This is a genomic window from Rhizobium sp. R339, assembly GCF_002211395.1.
Lineage (GTDB): Bacteria > Pseudomonadota > Alphaproteobacteria > Rhizobiales > Rhizobiaceae > Rhizobium.
Genome location: NZ_LOKV01000025.1, coordinates 125,967 through 145,703 on the forward strand (window position 1 = coordinate 125,967; position 19,737 = coordinate 145,703).

The window sequence follows — 19,737 nt, forward strand, 5'->3', positions numbered from 1 at the left end:
ATTAGACACTCCGTGGTGATTTGGCCGGCCGGCTTGCAGCCACGTTAAAAAATTCGCTAAAGGGCCGCGTGCGGACCGGTAGCGATTTTTTGTCGCCGCCGGTTTTTTGTTTTTGATCGAGTGACCGCAATGCCCATCAAGATCCCCGATACGCTGCCTGCCTTCGAAACCCTGGTTCAAGAGGGTGTTCGGGTGATGACCGAGACGATGGCGATCCGTCAGGATATAAGACCGCTGCAGATCGGGCTGCTCAACCTGATGCCGAACAAGATCAAGACCGAAGTGCAGATGGCGCGGCTCGTCGGCGCTTCGCCGCTGCAGGTGGAACTGTCGCTCATCCGCATCGGCGGGCACAAGGCGAAGAATACCTCCGAAGATCACCTGCTTGCCTTCTACCAGACCTGGGAAGAGGTAAAGCAGCGTAAATTCGACGGTTTCATCATCACCGGCGCGCCGATCGAGCTTCTGCCCTATGAGGACGTCACCTATTGGAAAGAGATGCAGGAGATTCTCGACTGGACGGAAACCAACGTCCATTCGACGATGAACGTCTGCTGGGGCGCGATGGCGGCGATCTATCACTTCCACGGCGTTCCGAAGTACGAGCTCAAGGAGAAGGCCTTCGGCGTCTATCGTCACCGGAACCTGAAGCCCTCCTCGATCTATCTCAACGGTTTCTCCGACAATTTCGAAGTGCCGGTGTCACGCTGGACCGAGGTGCGCCGCGCCGATATCGAGAAATCGGACAGCCTGGAGATCCTGATGGAATCCAGCGAGATGGGCGTCTGCCTTGTACACGAAAAGCGAGGCCGGCGGCTCTACATGTTCAACCACGTCGAATATGATTCCACCTCGCTCTCCGACGAGTATTTCCGCGACGTCAATGCCGGCGTGCCGATCAAGATGCCGCACAATTACTTCCCGCATAACGATCCCGCCCTTCCGCCGCAGAACCGCTGGCGCAGCCATGCGCATCTCCTGTTCGGCAACTGGATCAACGAGATCTATCAGACGACGCCCTATGACGTCGAAGAGATCGGCATGGACCTCTGAGCGGCGTTTCTTTCTGATCTGCCCGGTTGCGGTTTGGAGCAAATGCGGGCAGGTTCCCCTCCGAACCCTATAGCCGCGCGTCTTCATCGGACGTGCATAGAATGGACAGTCGATCATGTCGGATAAGTTGGAGCGGGAAGTTTTCGGGCAAACGAAGGCGGGCGAGACCGTCCACCGTGTCGTCATCAAGGGCGGCGGGCTGACGGCCAAGATCATCACCTGGGGCGCGGTGATCCAGGATCTGCGCCTCGAAGGACATGATGCGCCGCTGCAGCTCGGTTTCGAGGATTTCGACAGCTATCCCGTCCATTCGGCCTATTTCGGCGCGACGCCCGGCCGCTGCGCCAACCGCGTCGGCGGCGGCAGGTTCACGCTCGACGGCAAGGATTATCAACTCGAGCCGAACGAAAACGGCGTCACCCACCTGCATGGCGGCAGCGACAATATCGCCAAGCGTAACTGGACGATCGTCGAGCACGACGTCGACCGCCTGGTGATGAAGATCGTCGATCCCGACGGCCGCGCCGGCTATCCCGGCAATTGCACCATCCAGGCAACGTTCTGGGTGCATGGCAACGGCGAATTGTCGATCACCTATGAATCGACCAGCGATCAGCCGACGCTCGCCAATGTCTGCCAGCACGCCTATTTCAATCTCGACGGCCGCGATGACGCGCTCGGCCATGACATCATGATCGCAGCCGATCACTATCTGCCGACCGACGAGAAGCAGGTGCCGACCGGCGAGATCCGTTCCGTCGCTGGCACGGAGTTCGATTTCCGCGAAATGGCGCCGATGAAGCGTTTCGTCGGCAGCGAGCAGGCGCTGTACGACCATAATTTCTGCCTGTCGCGCGAACGCACCGCCAAGCGTAGCGTCGTGCTTGCCCGCAGCCTCTATTCCGGCGTGTCGCTTGAGGTGCGCAGCACCGAGCCGGGCGTGCAGTTCTATGCCGGCTTCAAGCTCAACACAGGGGCTCCCGGCCTCGGCGGGCGCAAATACGGCCCGTTCGCCGGCTTCTGCCTGGAGACGCAGGTCTGGCCGGATGCCATCAATCACGAGGGTTTCCCGAATGCGGTCCTGCGCCCGGGCGAGGTGCTGCGCCAGGAGACGGATTATATCTTCACCAAGAGCTGAGCGTCCTCGGGACGCACGGCTGTCAAATTTCACCGCTATGAACCCTCTCCGGCCCGGAGAGGGTTTTTTCTTGTCAGCAGGCGATTTGGTCTTGTCGATTGGTTCTAAATAGGTTCTATTGTATCTCCATGGATAGAACCAGTCTGATAGCGGAATTGAGCAGACGCGGGCTGCGCGACGAAGCTCTGACCGGCCCGCTCTACAAGCGGCTGGCGCAGGCGCTGACCAGCCTCATTCAGGAAGGCCTGCTGAAGCCCGGCACGGCGCTGCCGGGCGAGCGTGATCTCGCCGAGGCCCTGAAGCTCGGCCGCGTCACCGTGCGCACCGCCTATCGCGATCTCATGGCATCAGGCGCACTGGAATCGCGCCACGGAAGCGGTACTTTCGTATCGAGCAAGGTGGAGCGCATGGAACAGTCGCTCTGGCGGCTCTCCTCCTTCTCCGCCGACATGCGCTCGCGCGGGCGTCTGCCGGCCGCACGGATATTGTCGCGGGAGGTCAACACGCCGTCGCCGGAGGAATCCTTCCTGCTCGGCCTCGGCAGCGACGAGCCGGTTCTGAGGCTCGGCCGACTGCGCCTCGCCGACGGACTGCCGCTGGCGATCGAGCGGGCCGTGGTGCCGGTCAAGTTCCTCGGCGGCGATGCCGGCGGCGAAGGATCGCTCTACGATGCGCTGGCGGCGAACGGCCATCGGCCGGTGCGCGCGCTGCAGCGCCTGACCGCCGTGACGCTCGATGCGTCCTACGCCGCGATGCTGAACGTCAAGGCTGGCGCGCCGGCGCTCCTGATCGAACGTGTTTCGCGCCTGGAAGATCAGCGCGTCGTCGAATACACCCGCTCGCATTATCGCGGTGATGCCTATGATTTCGTTGCGGAATTGAGAATTGGAGATGAACCATGAGTGAAAACCAGTCGCTGATGCTGCAGGAAGCCGGCCAATCGCCGGAGGTGGTGGCAACGCTTCTCGAAAAGGAAAAGCCGGTCTTTGCCGAGATCGCCCGGCTGTTTTCGTCGACCCGCCCGAGCGTGGTGACGACGGCGGCGCGCGGTTCCTCGGACCATGCCGCCACCTTCTTCAAATATCTCTTCGAAATCAGCTGCGGCGTTCCGGTCGCATCGGTCGGCCCGTCGATCGCTTCCGTCTATGGCGCTGCCCTCCAGCTGAAGGGCGGCGTGCATTTCACCGTTTCGCAGTCGGGTGCGAGCCCCGACATCGTGGCGCTGCAGGAGGCGGCGAAGAAGGGCGGGGCGACGACGATCGCCGTCGTCAACGTCACCGACAGCCCGCTCGCCAAGCAGGCGGATATCGTTCTCGGCCTCAATGCCGGCGCGGAAAAGAGCGTCGCGGCGACGAAATCCTTCATCGCCTCCGTCGCCGCCCTTTCCGGCGTGACGGCTGCGATCGGCGGTGCGTCCGGCCTGCAGGCCGCGCTCGCCAAGCTGCCGGAGGCGCTTTCGGCAACCGCCGGGATCGATACGACAGCGGCCGAGGAGGTGCTCTTCAACGCGACCTCGCTCTATACGGCCGGCCGCGGCCCGGCCTTCGCGATTGCGCTCGAAGCGGCGCTGAAGGCCAAGGAAACCTCCGGCCTGCATGCCGAAGCCTTCTCGCTGGCGGAATTGATGCATGGCCCGATGCGTCTGGTGCAGCCGGGCTTTCCGATCGTCGCCTTCGCGCCTGATGATGCGGCCTTCGACAATAACGGCAAGGCGCTGGAGCGGCTGCAGAAACTCGGCGCCACTACCGTCGGCTTCTCGGCCCAGCCGCTTTCCGGCATCAATCTGCGCGTGCCGACGACAGGCAACGGCCTCCTCGATCCGCTGGTATCGTTGCTCGTCTACTACCGGCTGATCGAGTCGGTGACGCGCCGCAAGGGCTTTGATCCCGACCGGCCTGCCAACCTGCTCAAGGTGACGGAGACGGTCTGATGATCCGCAAGATCTTCATCGGCGCCCGCATCTTCGACGGCGAACGCTTTCATGACGATAAGGCGCTCGTTGTTGCGGACGGCCGCGTCGAAGCAATCGTTGCAGGCAACGATCTGCCTGCCGGCGAGACGGTGACGCTTGCGGGCGGCATCCTATCGGCCGGCTTCATCGATGCGCAGGTCAATGGCGGCGGCGGACGCATGCTCAACGACGAACCATCAGCTGCCTCGATGGACATTATCGCCGGCGGGCACCGGCCCTATGGCACGACATCGCTGCTGCCGACACTGATTACCGATACATCGGAGGCATCGGCTGCCGCGATCGAGGCGGCGAAAGAGGCCGTCAAAGCCAATCGCGGCGTCGCCGGGCTGCATCTGGAAGGCCCGCATCTGGCGCCGGCGCGCAAAGGCGCGCATCTGGCCGAATTGATGCGGCCGGTCGAAGACCGCGACGTTAAAGCCTTCATTCAGGCGCGCGAAGCGATCGGCACGCTGCTCGTCACTATTGCCGCCGAACAGGTGACCGTTGCCCAGGTGCGCGCGCTTGCAGAAGCCGGCGTCACCGTCAGCATCGGCCATTCCGATTGTTCGAGCGAGGCGGCAGAGGAACGTTTCGACGCCGGGGCGCGGGGCGTCACGCATCTCTTTAATGCGATGAGCCAGATAGGGCATCGCGCCCCCGGCCTCGTCGGTGCGGCGATCGACCATCCCTCAACCTGGTGCGGGATCATCGCCGACGGCCATCACGTCGATCCCAAGGCCTTGCGCACGGCGCTGCGGGCGAAGCGCGGCGAAGGCAAGCTGTTCTTCGTCACCGATGCGATGTCGCTCGTCGGCTCGGAAAAGGATTCGTTCACGCTGAACGGCCGCACCGTCCGGCGCGAAAGGGGCGGTTTCTGCTCGAAGCTGGTGCTTTCCGACGGCACGCTCGCCGGCTCCGACGTCGATATGATTTCGGCGATCCGCTACGGCGTCACCTATCTCGACCTTACGCTCGCCGAGGCTCTACGCATGGCGACCCTCTATCCCGCGCGCTTGCTGAGGCTTGCCGATCGCGGCCAGCTTTCGCCGGGCGCGCGCGCCGATCTCGTCCATCTCACCGATACCCTGACCGTTACCGCCACCTGGCTTGCCGGCGAGGCGGCCTGACATCAAGAGCGGTTCCGCTTTCAACGAAGCGCAGAACCGCTCTAACCTTTTGCTTTTACGCAATTCCGGACGGAAAACCGCTTCGCACTTTTCCGGGGATTGCTTTGGGAGACCTGGGATGACTGCGATCACGGATGCCTATTTCTCCAATCTGATCGGCCGGCTGGAGACGCTGAAGCAAGCACTTGCCGAGCCGATGGCGCAGGCGGCGGCGGTGATCCTCGATGCCGCCCGCGGCGACAAGCGCGTCTATGTCTTCGGCACCGGCCATTCGCATATGCTGGCGGAAGAGGTGCACTATCGCGCCGGCGGGCTTGCCTTCACCGTGCCGGTGCTCGTCGGATCGGCGATGCTGCACGAAGGAGCGGTCATCAGCTCGGTCTATGAGCGGACCCAGGGCCTGGTGCGGCCGATGCTGGAGCGATACGGCATGCAGCCGGGCGACGTCATCATCATTGCCTCCAATTCGGGCGTGAACGCCGCACCGATCGAGGCCGCGGACTACGCGCATGAAATCGGCGCGAAAGTGATCGCCATCACCTCGATCGCCTATTCGACAGCGATCGCCAATGGCCGCCGGCGGCTCGCCGAGGTCGCCGATATCGTGCTCGACAACGGACTGCCGCCGGGTGATGCCGTTGTCGATCTCGAAGGCACCGGGCTTCGGGTCGGACCGGTCTCGACGGCGGTCGGGGTGACGGTTATCAACGCGATCTTCGCCGAAGTTGCCTCGGAGCTTTCCAAGTCAGGCGATGCGCCTGTTTATCTCAGCGCCAACATGCCGGGTGCCGCCGAGATCAACCAGAAGCTCGTCAAGAAATACCGGCCGCGCAACCCGCATCTCTGAGTCGGATAAAAGGTATGCCGCTCGCAAGCATGGTTCATGACGCGATCAAGCGGCGAGAATGGAGCTGACCATGCGGGCAGTCCGCGGTGCCAGCGTCAAACCGATATGCCCGTGTCCAAAAGCAAACACGACGTCCCTTCCTCCTTTTGAAGGCCGGATAACGGGAACGGAATCGGGCATGGAAGGGCGGAAGCCCATCCAGCTCCGGCTTGGTTCACCGAGTGTTGGGAAAATCCTGCGCGTATTTGCGAGCAACACTTCGAGGCGCCTTGGGTTCGAAGGCGCGGCGATGCCTCCGAGCTCCACGGTGCCGGCCACGCGCAGGCGGCCACGCATCGGGCAAAAGTAAAATCCATGATGCGTCGGGCATACCGGTCGTTCCACCGGCAGCGTTTCCATATCGAACTCGAGATGATAACCCCGCTCGGTATCCAGCAGAACCCGCTCTCCGAGCTGCAGAGCCAGCCCGCGGGAATGTGCGCCGGCAGCGATGACGGCCGCTCGGGTATGAATGCTGTGGGCTGAAGCCGTCATCCTCACTCCATTCCGCTCACGCGAAATGGTCGTCACGGCGTCTCGGACGAACTCGACGCCCGCTTGTCTGGCAGCGGCTTCCATCACGCTCATGACCTCGCCGGGATCGGTGAAGTTTATCGCTTTCGGAAAGAAAAGCCCCCCGCCATGGACTTGCGGCAGCTGAGGTTCCAGGCTTTGCACCTCGTCGGGGGTGAGGAGCTGCTGCGCTACCCCGTAGTTTCGGCGAAGCTCGACATCCGAAGCGGCTGCCTTGAAGGCCTCAGGCGTTTGGTAGAGATAGAGGCATCCCTTCGCGCTCAAGAGATCGGATGCGCCGATCTCTGCTGCGAGTTCGAGCCATTCCGATGAAGCGTCGGACAGGAGGCCGGCGATTCGGCTTGTATTGTCCCTGTATCTGTGAGGGAGGGATTCGTAGGCAAAACGCATCAGCCACGGAAATAACGTCGGTAATGCCGCCTTGCGGATGGATAGCGGGCTGTCGGAATTGAGAAGCAGCGAGGCCAGGTTTTTAAGGACAGCGGGCGTGCCGACGGGAATGATTGCATAATCGGCGATCGTGCCGGCATTGCCGTAAGACGCGCCCGAACCGGGCTTGTTCGGTTCGATCACGACGACATCGCGGCCGTCGGCACGTAACCGCAGAGCGGTTGCCACGCCGATCACGCCGCCGCCGATGACGGCGATATCTGTTGTTAGCTTGTTCATCGGAGGTGAATTTATCTTTAGAGAAACGAGGCTTGGATGCCCGATCAAGAGCTAAGCTGGGGAAGCGTAGCGCGCGACATAGGCAGCCGTGCGTGCTTCTCTGGGATGGTCGAGCACATCTCCGGCGGTTCCCTGCTCGATGATGAGGCCACCGTCGATGAACACGACCCAGTCCGACACTTCCTTTGCAAAGGGCAGTTCGTGGGTGACCAGGATCATCGTCATGCCGTCGGCCGCCAGTTCCCGCATGACGCGGAGAACTTCGCCGGTCGATTCAGGATCGAGCGCCGACGTCGGCTCGTCGAACAGCAACACCGTTGGTTCCAGCGCCAGGGCGCGCGCAATCGCCACACGCTGCTGCTCGCCGCCCGACATCTGTTCCGGATAAGCCATCGCCCGTTTGGCAAGGCCTACCCTCGTCAGAAGTTTCACGGCCCGTTCCACGGCTTCTCTTTCACCAATCCCGGCTGCATGCATCTGAGCGAGAACGACGTTCTCCACAGCCGTCAGATGCGGGAACAGATTGAAGCGCTGAAACACCATGCCGACACGCTGCCGAAGCTTTGCAAGGTTGCGGCAGGTGATCTTGCCGTCGGCGAAGATCGTCTCATCGCCGACGATGATCGTTCCCTGATCGGGACGTTCCAGCAAATTGACGCAGCGCATGAGGGTGGTCTTTCCTCCACCGCTCTGGCCAATGATGCTGACGATTTTGCCTGTGGGAACCTCGAGATCGACGTGATTAAGCACCAGGCGTCCGTCGAAAGACTTGCGTAATCCGCTGATTTTGACGGCGAGGCGACCGACCGGCTGTTTTGACACGAAGGCAGTTTGAGCAGGGGTGGTGGTCATCGGTCAGGCTTTCCCTTCGGCGAGATAGGTCCCGGCTAATTTGAGCCGACGCCTTCTGGCCAATGACAACGGCACACCGGCATGGATCTTGCGCTCCAGCAGAAGCAGACATTGTGAAACCGGGTAGCAGATAAGGAAATAGAGGGCGGAGATCACGAGATACACTTCAAGCGCCCGGAATGTTTCCGAGGCGATCAACTGCGCCTGCGTCATCAGCTCGGCAGCGGAGATCGTCACAAGCAGCGAGGTCGACTTGATCAGGTCGACGAACATCGTGTTCGTGCCGGGAAGCGCCAGCCGCACCGCCTGCGGCAGGATGACATGGCTGAACGTTTTGCCGCGTCCCAGCCCGAGAGCTTGAGACGCCTCCTGCTGTCCTCGGTGTACGCCGGCGATAGCGGCCCGAAAGATCTCGGACAGGTAAGCGGCGTAAAAGAGCACCAGGCTCAAGACTCCCGCTTCGAAAACCTCCAGCCTGACGCCTACGGAAGGCAGGCCGAAATAGGTGAGGAAGATGATCGCCAGAAGCGGTACGTTTTTAAAAAGCTCGGTGTAGAAGGCCGCAGGAATGCGGACCAGTCGCAGCCGGTTGAGCCTCATCAACGCAAGGACAAGGCCAAGGATCGTTGCGCCGATGAAGCTGGCTACGGTGTAGCCGAGGGTCTTGAGCAGACCCCCGGCAATGTTTCCGACGTAGTCGTTCCAGGGAACCTGGAAAATGTCGGTGAAGGATGACAATGCCGTCATGCTTCGATCTCACTTCGCGATGGAAGGCGGGTTCCAGTCGGCGGGCCTGTCGACGCCGCTCCGCTGTGCCGCCATCTCGGGTGAAGGAACCAGGAACTGCTGGGGATCGCCGCCCCATTTCGTGATCAAAGCCGCGAGGGACCCATCCTTGTACATGCCGTCGATCTGATCGGAAACGGCCTTGGCCAGCTTCGGCGACTGCTTGGGAAGGTAGAATCCGGTCATGTAGGCTTGAAAATATTTGTAATCGGGGTGCGCGGCGACCTGTTCGTCTGTCGGTGGTTTCAGGTATTCGATGCGGACCTTCATGTCGGGGCGCTGCTGCTGCTGGTAGGTGATCAGCAGCGGATCGAGAAAGCCGACGTCCAGGCGCCCGGCGGAAATATCCTGGAACACGCTGTCGGCGCTCGGAAACGTATGGGGTGATGCGTTAGGCACCTGCGCGATGGATTTCGCCCAGACATAGCCGGTGACGGTGCCGAGATTTTCCCCTTCCAGGCTCGCAACATCGGGAAAGCTCGCCGCGCCGCTTACGGCCATGGCCGGCGGCGAATAATACGGCGGGTCGGTGAACAGGCCGACTTTCTGGCGAGTGTCGGACCATGCAATTCCGCCGATGGTTATGTCTGCCCGTTGTGTCTGGACGGAAGCCAGCATGCCCGGAAAATCGGTGACGTTGATTTCCATCTTGAGGCCGAGCTTATCGGCGATGGCTGTCAGGATGTCGCTGTCGAGGCCGACAAGTTTCCCGTCCTTCACCGCCGTATAGGGCATGTAAGGCTGGACCGTCACGACGAGCGTGCCCGGCTTCATCAGCTCCAGATCGTCGGCATCGGCCGCGGACGGCACGGCCGTCGCAAACAGCCCCAAACTCAACATCGCCAAGGCAATGAGCCCATTCGCCTTCGATTTTTTCGTCAATTCAGCATGTTTCATTTGAAACCCCTCTTTGTGGTTATATATTGCTGATATATTGAGAATATGCGGACACTATATGAAGTCAAGCAGATTCGTTGAGCGCCTTTTTTCTAGGCGCAACAGCCTCTAGCTATGCGGAAATGGACAGAGAGGAACGCGGTGAATATGTCGGCATTCGAAGTGGATTACGAAGCGGCGGAATCAACGCTGGCGGAACGGACATACATTCGGCTGCGCGACGACATCATTACGACATTGCTTCCTCCAGGCACGCTTCTGCGCGAGGCCGAGCTTATGAAGCGCATGGAAGTCGGGCGCACGCCGGTCCGGGAGGCGCTTCAGCGTCTGCAATATGATGGTTTCGTCGTCGTCAGCGCGCGACGCGGCACATTCGTCAGCAAGATCGATATCAATGATCTTACCGCCGTTTACGAGGCGCGGGCACGGATCGAATCCTGGGCGACCCGACTGGCTGCGGAAAGGCTGCGCGAGTTCGAGCGCCAAGAAGCGCGGCAACTGATCGACGAGCTTAAGCAGACAACCGGTCCGATGGCGCTGGAAGACATCCTTGCCCTAGATCGCCGGGTTCACCGCTTCATTTACAAAGTGGCGAAGAACTCTTTCCTGTTCGACACGCTGGATCACTACCACAATCTGTCGCTGAGAATCCTGTACGTCGCCATGAAACGGTTTCCGACGCTGGTGCCGCGTCTTGAGGATGTCTTGCATGATCAAGTCCTCATGCTTGAGGCCGTATGCAGAGGTGATGCAGATGAGGCTGAAAGGATCGCAATGGCTCATGTCATGAGCTTCGAGAGCGAGGTCCGAAAGGTAATCTGATTTCGAATTTTGGAATTCGACGCCTGCCTGAATTCAGCATGAGGCCGGCGCGGGCCGGCCTCCTGAATAGGCGAAAACCAGGGATCAGTCCTTGGCGCGCTCGACGTAGGAATTGTCTTCCGTTGCGATGACGACGCGGGTGCCGGCGTCGATATGCGGCGGCACCGATGTGCGGATCCCGTTGGAGAGCATGGCCGGCTTGTAGGAAGAGGACGCCGTCTGGCCCTTGACGACCGGTTCGGTCTCGACGATTTCGAGCGTGACGTGGCGCGGCAGTTCGAGCGCCAGCGGAATGCCTTCATGGATCGACAGGATGCAGGTCATGCCTTCCTGGAGGTAGGCCTTCTGGTCGCCCATGGTTTCCTGGCTGACGACCACCTGATCGTAGTTCGCCGGATTCATGAAGTGGAAGCCTTCGCCGTCTTCATAGAGATACTGGAAGTTCACGTCTTCGACGAAGGCGCGCTCGACCTGCTCGGTGGTGCGCCAGCGCTCGGAGACCTTCACGCCATCGACGATGCGGCGCATGTCGACCTGGGTGACGGGCGTGCCCTTGCCGGGGTGAAAGTTCTGAGCGGTAAGAACGACGTAGAGCTTGCCGTCCACGTCGAGAACGTTGCCCTTGCGGACCGAAGAGGCGATGACCTTGACCATAAGACTTCCTTGTAACTCGGCTTTCGGCGTCGTAGATGACTGTCGAGACGCCCCGAAGACGCAAATGTTTTTCTTTGGGGGCGCAACTAACCTAAAATCCGGGAAATAGCCACCCCCATACCGGCTTCTCCGGCGAAGAAAGCTTGGAATGAACTCTTCGGCCAAAGCGTCCCCCTGGTGGACCCCGTCCGTGCATGCCGATCGCCGCCCGTTCCTGATCGGGCGCAATGCGATCCAGGCTGCGTTGCGCGGGTTTTTCGCCCGCGAGGATTTCATCGAGGTCGATACGGCGGTGCTGCAGGTCTCGCCCGGCAACGAGGCGCATTTGCATGCCTTTGCGACGGAAGCGGTGACGACGGACGGGCAAAGGGCGCCGTTCTACCTGCACACCTCGCCGGAATTTGCCTGCAAGAAGCTGCTTGCGGCGGGCGAGCAGCGCATCTCCTGCTTCGCCCATGTCTATCGCAACCGTGAGCGCGGGCCGCTGCATCATCCCGAATTCACCATGCTCGAATGGTATCGCGCCGCCGAAAGCTATGAGAGCCTGATGATGGATTGCGTGCGCATCCTGGCGCTGGCGGCGGAAACGATGAAGACCAAGACGCTCGCCTATCGCGGCGGCGAGAGCGATCCTTTCGCCGGGCCGGAGCGGTTGAGTGTCGCCGAGGCGTTCGACCGCCATGCCGGCATCGATCTTCTCACTTCCGTTGCCTCCGACGGCTCGACCGACCGCGATCATCTGGCGGCGGAGCTCAGGCGCACCGGGATGCGCGTTGCCGATGACGACGGCTGGGCCGATCTCTTCAGCCGGGTGCTGGTCGAAAAGATCGAGCCCCATCTCGGCTTCGGCCGGATCACCATCCTCGACGAATATCCGGTTTCGGAGGCCGCGCTCGCGCGTCCCTCGGCACGTGATCCCAAGGTCGCCGAACGTTTCGAGCTCTATGCCTGCGGCGTCGAGCTTGCCAACGGCTTCGGCGAGCTCACCAATGCTGCCGAACAGCGCCGCCGCTTCGAGATCGAGATGGCCGAGAAGGCGCGGATCTACGCCGAGACCTATCCGATCGACGAGGATTTCCTGGCGGCGCTATCGCTGATGCCGGAGGCAAGCGGCATCGCGCTCGGCTTCGACCGGCTGGTGATGCTGGCGACGGGGGCGTCGCGCATCGACCAGGTGCTCTGGGCGCCGGTTGCGGAGTACGGAAAATGAATGCCGTCAAACCGATCAAGAGCGTCGAGGATCTCGTCAAAGCGGGGCTTGCCGCGCCTGCCGGCCGCGCAGCGCTCGAGGCGGTTGCCGCGCGTTACGCGATCGCGCTGACGCCTGCCGTCACGAGGCTGATCGATCGCGCCGATCCCGCTGATCCGATCGCGCGGCAATTCGTGCCCGACGCAGGCGAATTGACGATCGCGCCCGAGGAACGCGCCGACCCGATCGGCGATCATGCCCACAGCCCGGTCGAGGGCATCGTTCACCGCTATCCCGACCGCGTGCTGCTGAAGGCCGTGCATGTCTGCCCGGTCTATTGCCGCTTCTGCTTCCGCCGGGAAATGGTGGGGCCGCAAGGCCTTGGCACGCTTGATGCGGCTGCGATGGAAGCGGCCTTCGACTACATCAGAAGCCACCAGGAAATCTGGGAGGTCATTCTGACCGGCGGCGATCCGCTGGTGCTTTCGTCGCGCCGGCTCCGCGAGATCATGGCGGCGCTCGCGGATATCGCGCATGTGAAGATCGTGCGTTTCCACACGCGCGTTCCCGCCGTCGATCCAGAGAAGATCGACGCGGCGATGATCGACGCGCTGAAGGCGAGCGGCAAGACCGTCTATGTGGCGCTGCATGCCAACCATGCCAGGGAACTGACGGCGGAAGCACGCGCCGCCTGCGCCCGCCTCGTCGATGCCGGCATCGCCATGATCAGCCAATCGGTGCTGCTGAAAGGCGTCAACGACGATCCCGATGTACTGGCTGAGCTGATGAAGGCTTTCGTCGAGATCCGCGTCAAACCCTACTATCTCCATCATCCGGATCTGGCGCCCGGCACCGGACATTTCAGATTGACGATCGAGGAGGGGCAGCGGATCGTGGCGGCGCTGCGCGGCCGGATTTCCGGCCTTTGCCAGCCGGCTTACATCCTCGACATTCCGGGTGGCCACGGCAAGGCCGTCGTCAGCGCAAGCACAGTCCGAGCAACGGGCGACGGCTGTTATTCGGTCTCGGATTATCGCGGCGGCGAGCATTCCTATCCGCCTGCTGATTAAGGCAAAGCGGCGCTTTTCCGTGTCATTTCTGTACTCGTTTCACCGCAAGCCGTGAAGAACATTGCAGCCAAAGGGATGCTAGGGCATTGATATAGTGAAAATATTCGCCGCTTGTCCGAACGGATCGGTAAAATTCTAACGATGAGCAACAATCATATTTAACCCAACACATTAGCGGAATGTTCTGTTTTCCGCACTAAAAGAACGCTCATGACAAGGCGATGAACGCCGGTTCGGGATCATGAGAATCTTGGAGTGATGGGATGAATAAGACAATCCGCGACCTCGTAGCCAAATTCGGCAAGCTTCCTGTCGCAATCGACCAGGTCGCTGACGACGCCGATCTTTATGCGGCGGGTCTGACGTCCTTTGCCTCGGTGCAGCTGATGCTGGGCATCGAAGAGGCGTTCGACATCGAATTCCCTGACAATCTCCTGAACCGCAAATCCTTCGCGAGCATCTCGGCCATCGCCAAGACGGTCGATATCATCCAGGACAGCCGGAAGGTCGCCTGATGAACTTTCCCGTCAAGATCATGCAGGACGGTCTTGTCGCAAGGGTCGCCCGTGTCGCCGAAATTGCGGCCAGACACGCCGATGCCGTCGATATCGAGGGCCGCTTTCCCCGGGAGGCCGTAGATGCGATGAAGGCCGAAAGGCTTCTCGGCATCCAGGTGCCGCGCCAGCTCGGCGGTGAATCGGCGTCGACCACCGAAATCGCCGAATTGTGCTCGATGCTAGGCCAGGCATGCGCGGCAAGCGCCATGGTCTTCGCCATGCACCACATCAAGCTGTCGAGCCTCGTCGAACATGGCGCCGACAGCGATTGGCACCGCAGTTTCATGCAGGCCATCGCTGCCGACCAGCTGCTGATCGCATCGGCCACGACCGAGGGCGGCATCGGCGGCAACCTGCGCAACAGCATCTGCGCGATCGAGGTCGACGGCGACAGCTGCCGGCTGGAAAAGGATGCCACCGTCATTTCCTACGGCTCGCATGCCGACGCCATTCTCATCACTTCGCGTGCCCACGCCCAGGCGGCTTCTTCCGATCAGGTGCTGACGGCCTTCCTCAAGGATCAGTACACGCTCGAAAAGACGCATGCCTGGAATACGCTCGGCATGCGCGGCACCTGTTCCGACGGCTTCCTCTTCAAAGGCGAAGCGCCGGCGCGGCAGATCCTGCCGAAGCCCTTCGCGGAGATCGCCGCGCAATCCATGCTCGCTTCCTCGCACCTCCTGTGGAGCGGCGTCTGGTACGGGATTGCGGTCGATGCCGTCGCCCGCGCCCAGGCCTTCGTGCGCGCCGCCGCCCGCAAGGCGCCGGATGCGCAGCCGCCGGGCGCGCTGCGCCTCGCCGAAGTCTCGAACCTGCTGCAGATGGTGAAATCCAACGTCGTTGCCGGGCTCAAGGCCTATGAGGACGCCAAGGCGGATACCGACAGGCTGTCGTCGATGGGCTTTGCGGTCGCGATGAACAACGTCAAGATCGCCTCGTCCGAGACGATCCTGGAGATCGTCAATCACGCCATGCTGATCTGCGGCATCATGGGCTACAAGAACGGCACGCCCTTCAGCCTCGGACGCCATCTGCGCGACGCGCATTCCGCACAGCTCATGATTTCGAACGACCGCATCCTCGGCAACACGTCGAGCATGCTCCTCGTCCACAAGCAGGACACTAGCCTACTGGGGTGACAGTCATGGATATGCAGACCTCGTTTCTGGACCGGCTCTTCGAATCCGGCCTGCTGATCGATACCGGCGTTGACGGTCTCTACGGCCGCAGCGGCCAGTTCGAAGATGTCATTACCGCCTTCGAAAGGCTCATCGATGCGTTCGGCGGCGCCGACGGCGCCGAAGCGATGCGTTTTCCGCCCGGCATGAACCGCGCGCTCTTCGAAAAGAGCGGCTACATGAAGAGCTTCCCGCAGCTTGCCGGCACGGTGCACAGTTTCTGCGGCAGCGAGCTCGACCATATGAGCCTGCTTGAATGCATGGAAGTCGGCGAAGACTGGACCAAGGGCCAGCAAGCGACCGATATCGTGCTGACGCCGGCTGCCTGCTATCCGCTCTATCCGACGGTCGCCAAGCGCGGCAACCTGCCGAAGACGGGCGGCCTGTTCGACCTGCAGTCCTACTGCTTCCGTCATGAGCCCTCGAAGGACCCCGCCCGCCAGCAGCTTTTCCGCATGCGCGAATATGTCTGCATGGGAACGGAACAGCACGTCACCGATTTCCGCCAGAAATGGATGGACCGCGGTGTCGAGATGATGAAGCAGCTCGGCCTCGATGTGACCATCGACGTTGCCAACGATCCGTTCTTCGGCCGTGCCGGCAAGATGATGGTCAACAATCAGCGTGACCAGAACCTGAAGTTCGAACTGCTGATCCCGATCACATCGGCGGCGAAGCCGACGGCCTGCATGAGCTTCAACTACCATCAGGATTCCTTCGGCCTGAAATGGGGCCTCAATCTCGAGGATGGCAGCGTCGCGCACACGGCTTGCGTCGGCTTCGGGCTTGAACGCATCGCGCTCGCGCTCTTCCACCACCACGGGCTCGACGTGACGGAGTGGCCGGCCAGCGTACGGAAAACGCTGTGGGGCTGATGACGTCGATGACATCGGTCTTCCCGGGGATCAGCCCGGAAACCTACCGGCAGCACGCGCTGCATTCCGGCGAGCGCGCGTGGCCGGAAACCAATTGCTATGTCGATCTCTGGATCGAGGTGCTGGCGACGGCGGGCGTCGTCCCCGAGGCGATGCTGGGTTTTACTCTGGCGCAGGATTTCGAGGGCGATCAGTTCACCTTCTTCAAGGTGCCGCTGGAAGATCTCGAAGCGCTCTATGGCATTCGCGCGACCGAGCTTGCGATCTACGACCGTGTCGAACGCCATGTCGATGTGCAGATCGCGCGCGGTCGCCTCTGCCTGATCGAGATGAATTCCTTCTACATGCCGGATACGCGGGGAACCGCCTACCGGCAGGAGCACGGCAAGACGACAGTGGCGATCAACCGGCTGGATGTCGCGGCAAAGCGGGTCGAGTATTTCCACAATGCTGGCTATTTCCAGCTGGAAGGCGAGGATTTCGACGGGCTTTTCCAGCAACATTTGGCGGAGAGCGATCCGCCTTTTCTGCCCTATACGGAGTTTGCACGGTTTCCGGACAAGCCCGCCGACGAAGCGCATCTGCGGGCGACCGCGCGGCAGCTTGCGGATTTTCATTTCGCCAGGCGTCCCCGCGAAAACCCGATCCGCGCCTTTTCAGCCGTCTTTCCGCAGCAGGTGGAGGCGGTGGCGGAGCGGCCGTTCGGCTTCTTTCACAAATATGCCTTCAACACGCTTCGCCAAGTCGGCGCCAATTTCGAGCTGGCATCCGATTACCTGGCCTGGCTCTCCCCGGAATTCGCGGCGGCTGCCGAGGATGCCCGGCGTATTTCCGACGCGGCGAAATCCGTGCAGTTCCAGCTTGCCCGCGCTGTCGCCCGCAGGAGGTTCGAGCCGCTGCAGGCGGCACTTGATCCAGCCGCCGATGCATGGGATTCCATGATGATATCGCTTGCGGAGCGAATCTGAGGCCGGAGATCTGACCATGCGGGGGCGTTTGGCAAGCATCGGAGCCGAGGAAAGTGTGCTTTCCGAAGGCTGGAACCTGATCCTGACGGAGCCGGGCGTCTGCGCCGTGCCGCACGACATTCACCTTTCCGCGCAGTTCATTCCCGCACCCGTCCCCGGCACTGTTGCCGCGGCGCTTGAGAAAGCCGGGCTGTTCGACCGGGAAAATCCCGAGCCGCTGAACACGAAAGACGCCTGGTATCTCTGCCGGCTTTTCGATGCCGAGCCCGGCGAAGCGATCCTGCGTTTCGGCGGTCTTGCGACGCTGTGCCATGTCTTCCTCAATGGCGAGGAAATCCTCTTTTCCGAGAGCATGTTCACGGCGCATGAGCTCCCGGTGACGCTTCTGGGCGGTGACGAGCTGGCGCTCTGCTTCCGCGCGCTCGGGCCTCGCCTGTCCGAGCCCGGCCCACGTGCGCGCTGGCGGCCGCAGATGATCACGCCGGCGGGGCTGAAGAATTTCCGCACGACGCTGCTCGGCCATATGCCAGGCTGGTGCCCCGAGATCCATGCCGTCGGGCCGTGGCGGCCGATTTCGCTGGTGCGGCGCAAATCCATCTCGATCGACAATGTCTCCATCCGGGCCGCGCTGGATGAGAGCGGCGCCGGCCGTCTCAGCGTTTCCCTGCACAGCAATGCCGAGAAGCCGGCGATGCTGTTGCACTGCGGCGGCATGGAACAGCCCTTCGAGAAGGTCGGCGACAATCACTATTCCGCCATCCTCAAGCTTTCCGACATCGAGCCCTGGTGGCCGCATACGCATGGCGCTCCACGTCTCTACGACCTGACGCTGGTTTCCGATGGGGCGGAATATCCGCTCGGCAAGACCGGTTTCCGGCGCATCGAGGTCGAGCGCGGCGCCGATGGCGATGATTTTGGGCTCGTGATCAACGGCGAGCGCATCTTCTGCCGCGGCGCGGTATGGACGACGGCCGACATCGCGCGATTGCCGGGCAGTCGGGCGGATTACGAGCCGTTCCTGCGGCTTGCGCGTGAAGCCGGCATGAACATGATCCGCATCGGCGGCACCATGGCTTACGAGACGCCCGATTTCTTTGCCCTTTGTGACGAACTCGGCCTGCTGGTGTGGCAGGATTTCATGTTCGCCAATTTCGACTATCCGCGCAACGACAAGGCCTTCCTCGGTCATGTTCATGCCGAGGTCGAGGAATTCCTGCACGGCGTCCAGGGTTCGCCTTCCCTCGCGGTCCTCTGCGGCGGCAGCGAAATCCATCAGCAGGCGGCGATGCTCGGCCTGCCCATGGAATTCTGGAGCGGTCCTGTCACCGACGAAATCATCCCGGCGATCACCGCGCGCATGCGTCCTGATGTGCCCTATGTTCCGAACTCGCCCCATGGCGGAGCGATGCCGTTCTCGCCCAATTCAGGCATTGCGCATTATTACGGGGTCGGCGCCTATATGCGGCCGATCGCGGATGCGCGTCGCGCCGACGTGCGGTTTGCCTCCGAAAGCCTCGCTTTCGCGCATGTGCCGCAGCAAAGAACGCTGCAGCGTCATCTCGACGTGCCCGCCGTGCACAGCCCGCTCTGGAAGGCGCGCGTGCCGCGCGACCGCAGCGCCTCCTGGGATTTCGAGGATGTTCGCGACTTCTATCTCGAGCTTCTCTACGGTCTCGATCCGGCCCTTCAGCGCCGCGAAGACCCGGAACGTTATCTCGACCTCTCCCGCGCCGTCACCGGCGAGGTGATCGAAGAAACCTTCGCCGAATGGCGGCGCAAGGGTTCGGCCTGCAATGGCGCGCTCGTCTGGACGCTGCAGGACCTGCTGCCCGGTCCAGGCTGGGGTGTGATCGATTCCACCGGCGAGCCGAAACCCGTCTGGTATGCGATGCGCCGCGCGTTCCGGCCGATCCAGGCAATCTTCACCGACGAGGGAACCAACGGCCTCGACGTGCATGTCGTTAACGAGACGGACGCCGACCTCGACGTCGAGCTCGAGGTTGCCTGCCTGCGCGATGGACGGCAGCAGGTCGTCAGCGGCAGCTTGGCTTTCAAGCTGGCGGCAAGGGACACGCAGCGTTTTGCCTCGACCGCGCTCTTCGGCGCCTTTTTCGATACGACCTATGCCTTCCGTTTCGGGCCGCCGTCACATGATGCAAGTGTGGCGCGCCTGCGCTCGCTCGCCGACGGTGCGGTTCTGGCGGAAAGCTTCCATTTTCCCTGCGGGCGCGGAAAAGCGCTGCATGACGCAGCCATCGAGGCGTCGCTCGGCAGAGACGGCGACGACTGGGTCGTCGACCTCAGAACCGACCGGCTGGCGCAATCGGTGCATATCGACGTCGAAGGCTATAGGGCCGACGACGACTGGTTCCACCTTGCCCCCGGCGCATTGCGGCGCGTGAGGCTCCACGCGCTGTCCGGTATCGAGAGCGATGTTCCGCCGACGGGCGAAATCAGAAGTCTAGGCAGTTCGCATCGCGTCGCGTTCGCGGGCTAAAGCTTCCGCCGGGCGCCCATCCATTGAGAAA

Annotated in this window: 19 protein-coding genes and 1 riboswitch; of the genes, 14 read left to right on the forward strand and 5 right to left on the reverse strand. The window is 61.9% G+C overall.

Annotated features, from left to right (window positions below; genetic code table 11):
• The first annotated feature begins 2 nt into the window (after window positions 1-2).
• Window positions 3-80: riboswitch (SAM riboswitch) on the forward strand.
• A gap of 49 nt (window positions 81-129) precedes the next feature.
• The 6 genes from metA to ATY76_RS25610 all read left to right on the forward strand — a co-directional run bounded on the left by metA (window position 130) and on the right by ATY76_RS25610 (window position 6,119).
• A complete protein-coding gene (gene metA, locus ATY76_RS25585; RefSeq protein WP_088677469.1) occupies window positions 130-1,053 on the forward strand; it encodes a homoserine O-succinyltransferase in 924 nt (307 codons plus the stop codon).
• 115 nt (window positions 1,054-1,168) lie between these two features.
• Window positions 1,169-2,191 carry an aldose epimerase family protein gene (locus ATY76_RS25590; RefSeq protein WP_088677470.1) on the forward strand — a complete coding sequence of 341 codons (1,023 nt, stop codon included), beginning with the start codon at window positions 1,169-1,171 and terminating at the stop codon, window positions 2,189-2,191.
• Between the two features lie 128 nt (window positions 2,192-2,319).
• Window positions 2,320-3,093, forward strand: a complete 774-nt coding sequence (locus tag ATY76_RS25595; RefSeq protein WP_088677471.1) for a GntR family transcriptional regulator — start codon at window positions 2,320-2,322, stop codon at window positions 3,091-3,093.
• Window positions 3,090-4,121 carry an SIS domain-containing protein gene (locus tag ATY76_RS25600; protein WP_088677472.1) on the forward strand — a complete coding sequence of 344 codons (1,032 nt, stop codon included), beginning with the start codon at window positions 3,090-3,092 and terminating at the stop codon, window positions 4,119-4,121. Before ATY76_RS25595 ends, ATY76_RS25600 begins: the two co-directional genes overlap by 4 nt.
• Complete coding sequence (gene nagA, locus ATY76_RS25605; protein WP_088677473.1) at window positions 4,121-5,272, forward strand: N-acetylglucosamine-6-phosphate deacetylase; 1,152 nt, start codon at window positions 4,121-4,123, stop codon at window positions 5,270-5,272. Before ATY76_RS25600 ends, nagA begins: the two co-directional genes overlap by 1 nt.
• 118 nt (window positions 5,273-5,390) lie before the next feature.
• Window positions 5,391-6,119 carry an SIS domain-containing protein gene (locus ATY76_RS25610; RefSeq protein WP_088677474.1) on the forward strand — a complete coding sequence of 243 codons (729 nt, stop codon included), beginning with the start codon at window positions 5,391-5,393 and terminating at the stop codon, window positions 6,117-6,119.
• Between the two features lie 45 nt (window positions 6,120-6,164).
• On the opposite strand, the gene ATY76_RS25615 is transcribed toward ATY76_RS25610, so the two are convergent.
• From ATY76_RS25615 to ATY76_RS25630, 4 genes are read right to left on the reverse strand one after another with little or no spacing between them, the layout of a single operon-like run.
• Window positions 6,165-7,361 (reverse strand): FAD-dependent oxidoreductase, encoded by a 1,197-nt coding sequence (locus tag ATY76_RS25615; protein ID WP_088677475.1) that lies wholly within the window; start codon window positions 7,359-7,361, stop codon window positions 6,165-6,167.
• Between the two features lie 51 nt (window positions 7,362-7,412).
• Complete coding sequence (locus tag ATY76_RS25620; protein ID WP_088677476.1) at window positions 7,413-8,213, reverse strand: amino acid ABC transporter ATP-binding protein; 801 nt, start codon at window positions 8,211-8,213, stop codon at window positions 7,413-7,415.
• A gap of 3 nt (window positions 8,214-8,216) precedes the next feature.
• A complete protein-coding gene (locus ATY76_RS25625; RefSeq protein ID WP_088677477.1) occupies window positions 8,217-8,960 on the reverse strand; it encodes an amino acid ABC transporter permease in 744 nt (247 codons plus the stop codon).
• Between the two features lie 9 nt (window positions 8,961-8,969).
• Window positions 8,970-9,896: a transporter substrate-binding domain-containing protein gene (locus tag ATY76_RS25630; RefSeq protein WP_088677478.1), complete on the reverse strand. Its 927-nt coding sequence runs from the start codon at window positions 9,894-9,896 to the stop codon at window positions 8,970-8,972.
• Between the two features lie 147 nt (window positions 9,897-10,043).
• On the opposite strand from ATY76_RS25630, the gene ATY76_RS25635 reads away from it, so the two are divergent.
• Window positions 10,044-10,718, forward strand: coding sequence for a GntR family transcriptional regulator (locus ATY76_RS25635; protein WP_088677479.1), 675 nt, complete (start codon window positions 10,044-10,046; stop codon window positions 10,716-10,718).
• 84 nt (window positions 10,719-10,802) lie between these two features.
• Here the strand turns inward: ATY76_RS25635 and efp are convergent, their stop codons facing one another.
• Window positions 10,803-11,372 carry an elongation factor P gene (efp, locus tag ATY76_RS25640; protein WP_008528334.1) on the reverse strand — a complete coding sequence of 190 codons (570 nt, stop codon included), beginning with the start codon at window positions 11,370-11,372 and terminating at the stop codon, window positions 10,803-10,805.
• 148 nt (window positions 11,373-11,520) lie between these two features.
• Here efp and epmA point away from each other — a divergent pair, with 148 nt between their 5' ends.
• The 7 genes from epmA (at window position 11,521) to ATY76_RS25675 (ending at window position 19,706) form a co-directional block, all read left to right on the forward strand.
• Window positions 11,521-12,582, forward strand: coding sequence for an EF-P lysine aminoacylase EpmA (gene epmA / locus ATY76_RS25645; RefSeq protein ID WP_088677480.1), 1,062 nt, complete (start codon window positions 11,521-11,523; stop codon window positions 12,580-12,582).
• Window positions 12,579-13,631: a lysine-2,3-aminomutase-like protein gene (locus ATY76_RS25650; RefSeq protein WP_088677481.1), complete on the forward strand. Its 1,053-nt coding sequence runs from the start codon at window positions 12,579-12,581 to the stop codon at window positions 13,629-13,631. Before epmA ends, ATY76_RS25650 begins: the two co-directional genes overlap by 4 nt.
• A 263-nt stretch (window positions 13,632-13,894) precedes the next feature.
• Window positions 13,895-14,146 carry an acyl carrier protein gene (locus ATY76_RS25655; protein WP_003567517.1) on the forward strand — a complete coding sequence of 84 codons (252 nt, stop codon included), beginning with the start codon at window positions 13,895-13,897 and terminating at the stop codon, window positions 14,144-14,146.
• The gene (locus ATY76_RS25660; RefSeq protein WP_088677482.1) at window positions 14,146-15,327 is read left to right on the forward strand and encodes an acyl-CoA dehydrogenase family protein; all 1,182 of its coding nucleotides are present in this window, start codon (window positions 14,146-14,148) and stop codon (window positions 15,325-15,327) included. The genes ATY76_RS25655 and ATY76_RS25660 overlap by 1 nt, the downstream gene beginning before the upstream one ends.
• Window positions 15,328-15,332: 5 nt before the next feature.
• Entirely contained in the window at window positions 15,333-16,241 is a 909-nt protein-coding gene (locus tag ATY76_RS25665; RefSeq protein WP_088677483.1) for an amino acid--[acyl-carrier-protein] ligase, read from the forward strand.
• A gap of 8 nt (window positions 16,242-16,249) precedes the next feature.
• Window positions 16,250-17,209: a DUF1839 family protein gene (locus ATY76_RS25670; protein ID WP_088677706.1), complete on the forward strand. Its 960-nt coding sequence runs from the start codon at window positions 16,250-16,252 to the stop codon at window positions 17,207-17,209.
• A gap of 16 nt (window positions 17,210-17,225) precedes the next feature.
• Window positions 17,226-19,706 carry a glycoside hydrolase family 2 protein gene (locus tag ATY76_RS25675; RefSeq protein WP_088677484.1) on the forward strand — a complete coding sequence of 827 codons (2,481 nt, stop codon included), beginning with the start codon at window positions 17,226-17,228 and terminating at the stop codon, window positions 19,704-19,706.
• The last annotated feature ends 31 nt before the right edge of the window (window positions 19,707-19,737 follow it).

Coding starts and splice junctions, on each gene's coding strand:
- ATY76_RS25660 (WP_088677482.1), top strand. CDS start 14,146: ATGAACTTTCCCGTCAAGATCATGCAGGACGGTCTTGTCGCAAGGGTC.
- ATY76_RS25670 (WP_088677706.1), top strand. CDS start 16,250: ATGACATCGGTCTTCCCGGGGATCAGCCCGGAAACCTACCGGCAGCAC.
- ATY76_RS25590 (WP_088677470.1), top strand. CDS start 1,169: ATGTCGGATAAGTTGGAGCGGGAAGTTTTCGGGCAAACGAAGGCGGGC.
- ATY76_RS25615 (WP_088677475.1), bottom strand. CDS start 7,361: ATGAACAAGCTAACAACAGATATCGCCGTCATCGGCGGCGGCGTGATC.
- ATY76_RS25655 (WP_003567517.1), top strand. CDS start 13,895: ATGAATAAGACAATCCGCGACCTCGTAGCCAAATTCGGCAAGCTTCCT.
- ATY76_RS25665 (WP_088677483.1), top strand. CDS start 15,333: ATGGATATGCAGACCTCGTTTCTGGACCGGCTCTTCGAATCCGGCCTG.
- ATY76_RS25610 (WP_088677474.1), top strand. CDS start 5,391: ATGACTGCGATCACGGATGCCTATTTCTCCAATCTGATCGGCCGGCTG.
- ATY76_RS25675 (WP_088677484.1), top strand. CDS start 17,226: ATGCGGGGGCGTTTGGCAAGCATCGGAGCCGAGGAAAGTGTGCTTTCC.
- metA (WP_088677469.1), top strand. CDS start 130: ATGCCCATCAAGATCCCCGATACGCTGCCTGCCTTCGAAACCCTGGTT.
- ATY76_RS25635 (WP_088677479.1), top strand. CDS start 10,044: ATGTCGGCATTCGAAGTGGATTACGAAGCGGCGGAATCAACGCTGGCG.
- ATY76_RS25620 (WP_088677476.1), bottom strand. CDS start 8,213: ATGACCACCACCCCTGCTCAAACTGCCTTCGTGTCAAAACAGCCGGTC.
- ATY76_RS25625 (WP_088677477.1), bottom strand. CDS start 8,960: ATGACGGCATTGTCATCCTTCACCGACATTTTCCAGGTTCCCTGGAAC.
- ATY76_RS25630 (WP_088677478.1), bottom strand. CDS start 9,896: ATGAAACATGCTGAATTGACGAAAAAATCGAAGGCGAATGGGCTCATT.
- epmA (WP_088677480.1), top strand. CDS start 11,521: ATGAACTCTTCGGCCAAAGCGTCCCCCTGGTGGACCCCGTCCGTGCAT.
- efp (WP_008528334.1), bottom strand. CDS start 11,372: ATGGTCAAGGTCATCGCCTCTTCGGTCCGCAAGGGCAACGTTCTCGAC.
- nagA (WP_088677473.1), top strand. CDS start 4,121: ATGATCCGCAAGATCTTCATCGGCGCCCGCATCTTCGACGGCGAACGC.
- ATY76_RS25650 (WP_088677481.1), top strand. CDS start 12,579: ATGAATGCCGTCAAACCGATCAAGAGCGTCGAGGATCTCGTCAAAGCG.
- ATY76_RS25595 (WP_088677471.1), top strand. CDS start 2,320: ATGGATAGAACCAGTCTGATAGCGGAATTGAGCAGACGCGGGCTGCGC.
- ATY76_RS25600 (WP_088677472.1), top strand. CDS start 3,090: ATGAGTGAAAACCAGTCGCTGATGCTGCAGGAAGCCGGCCAATCGCCG.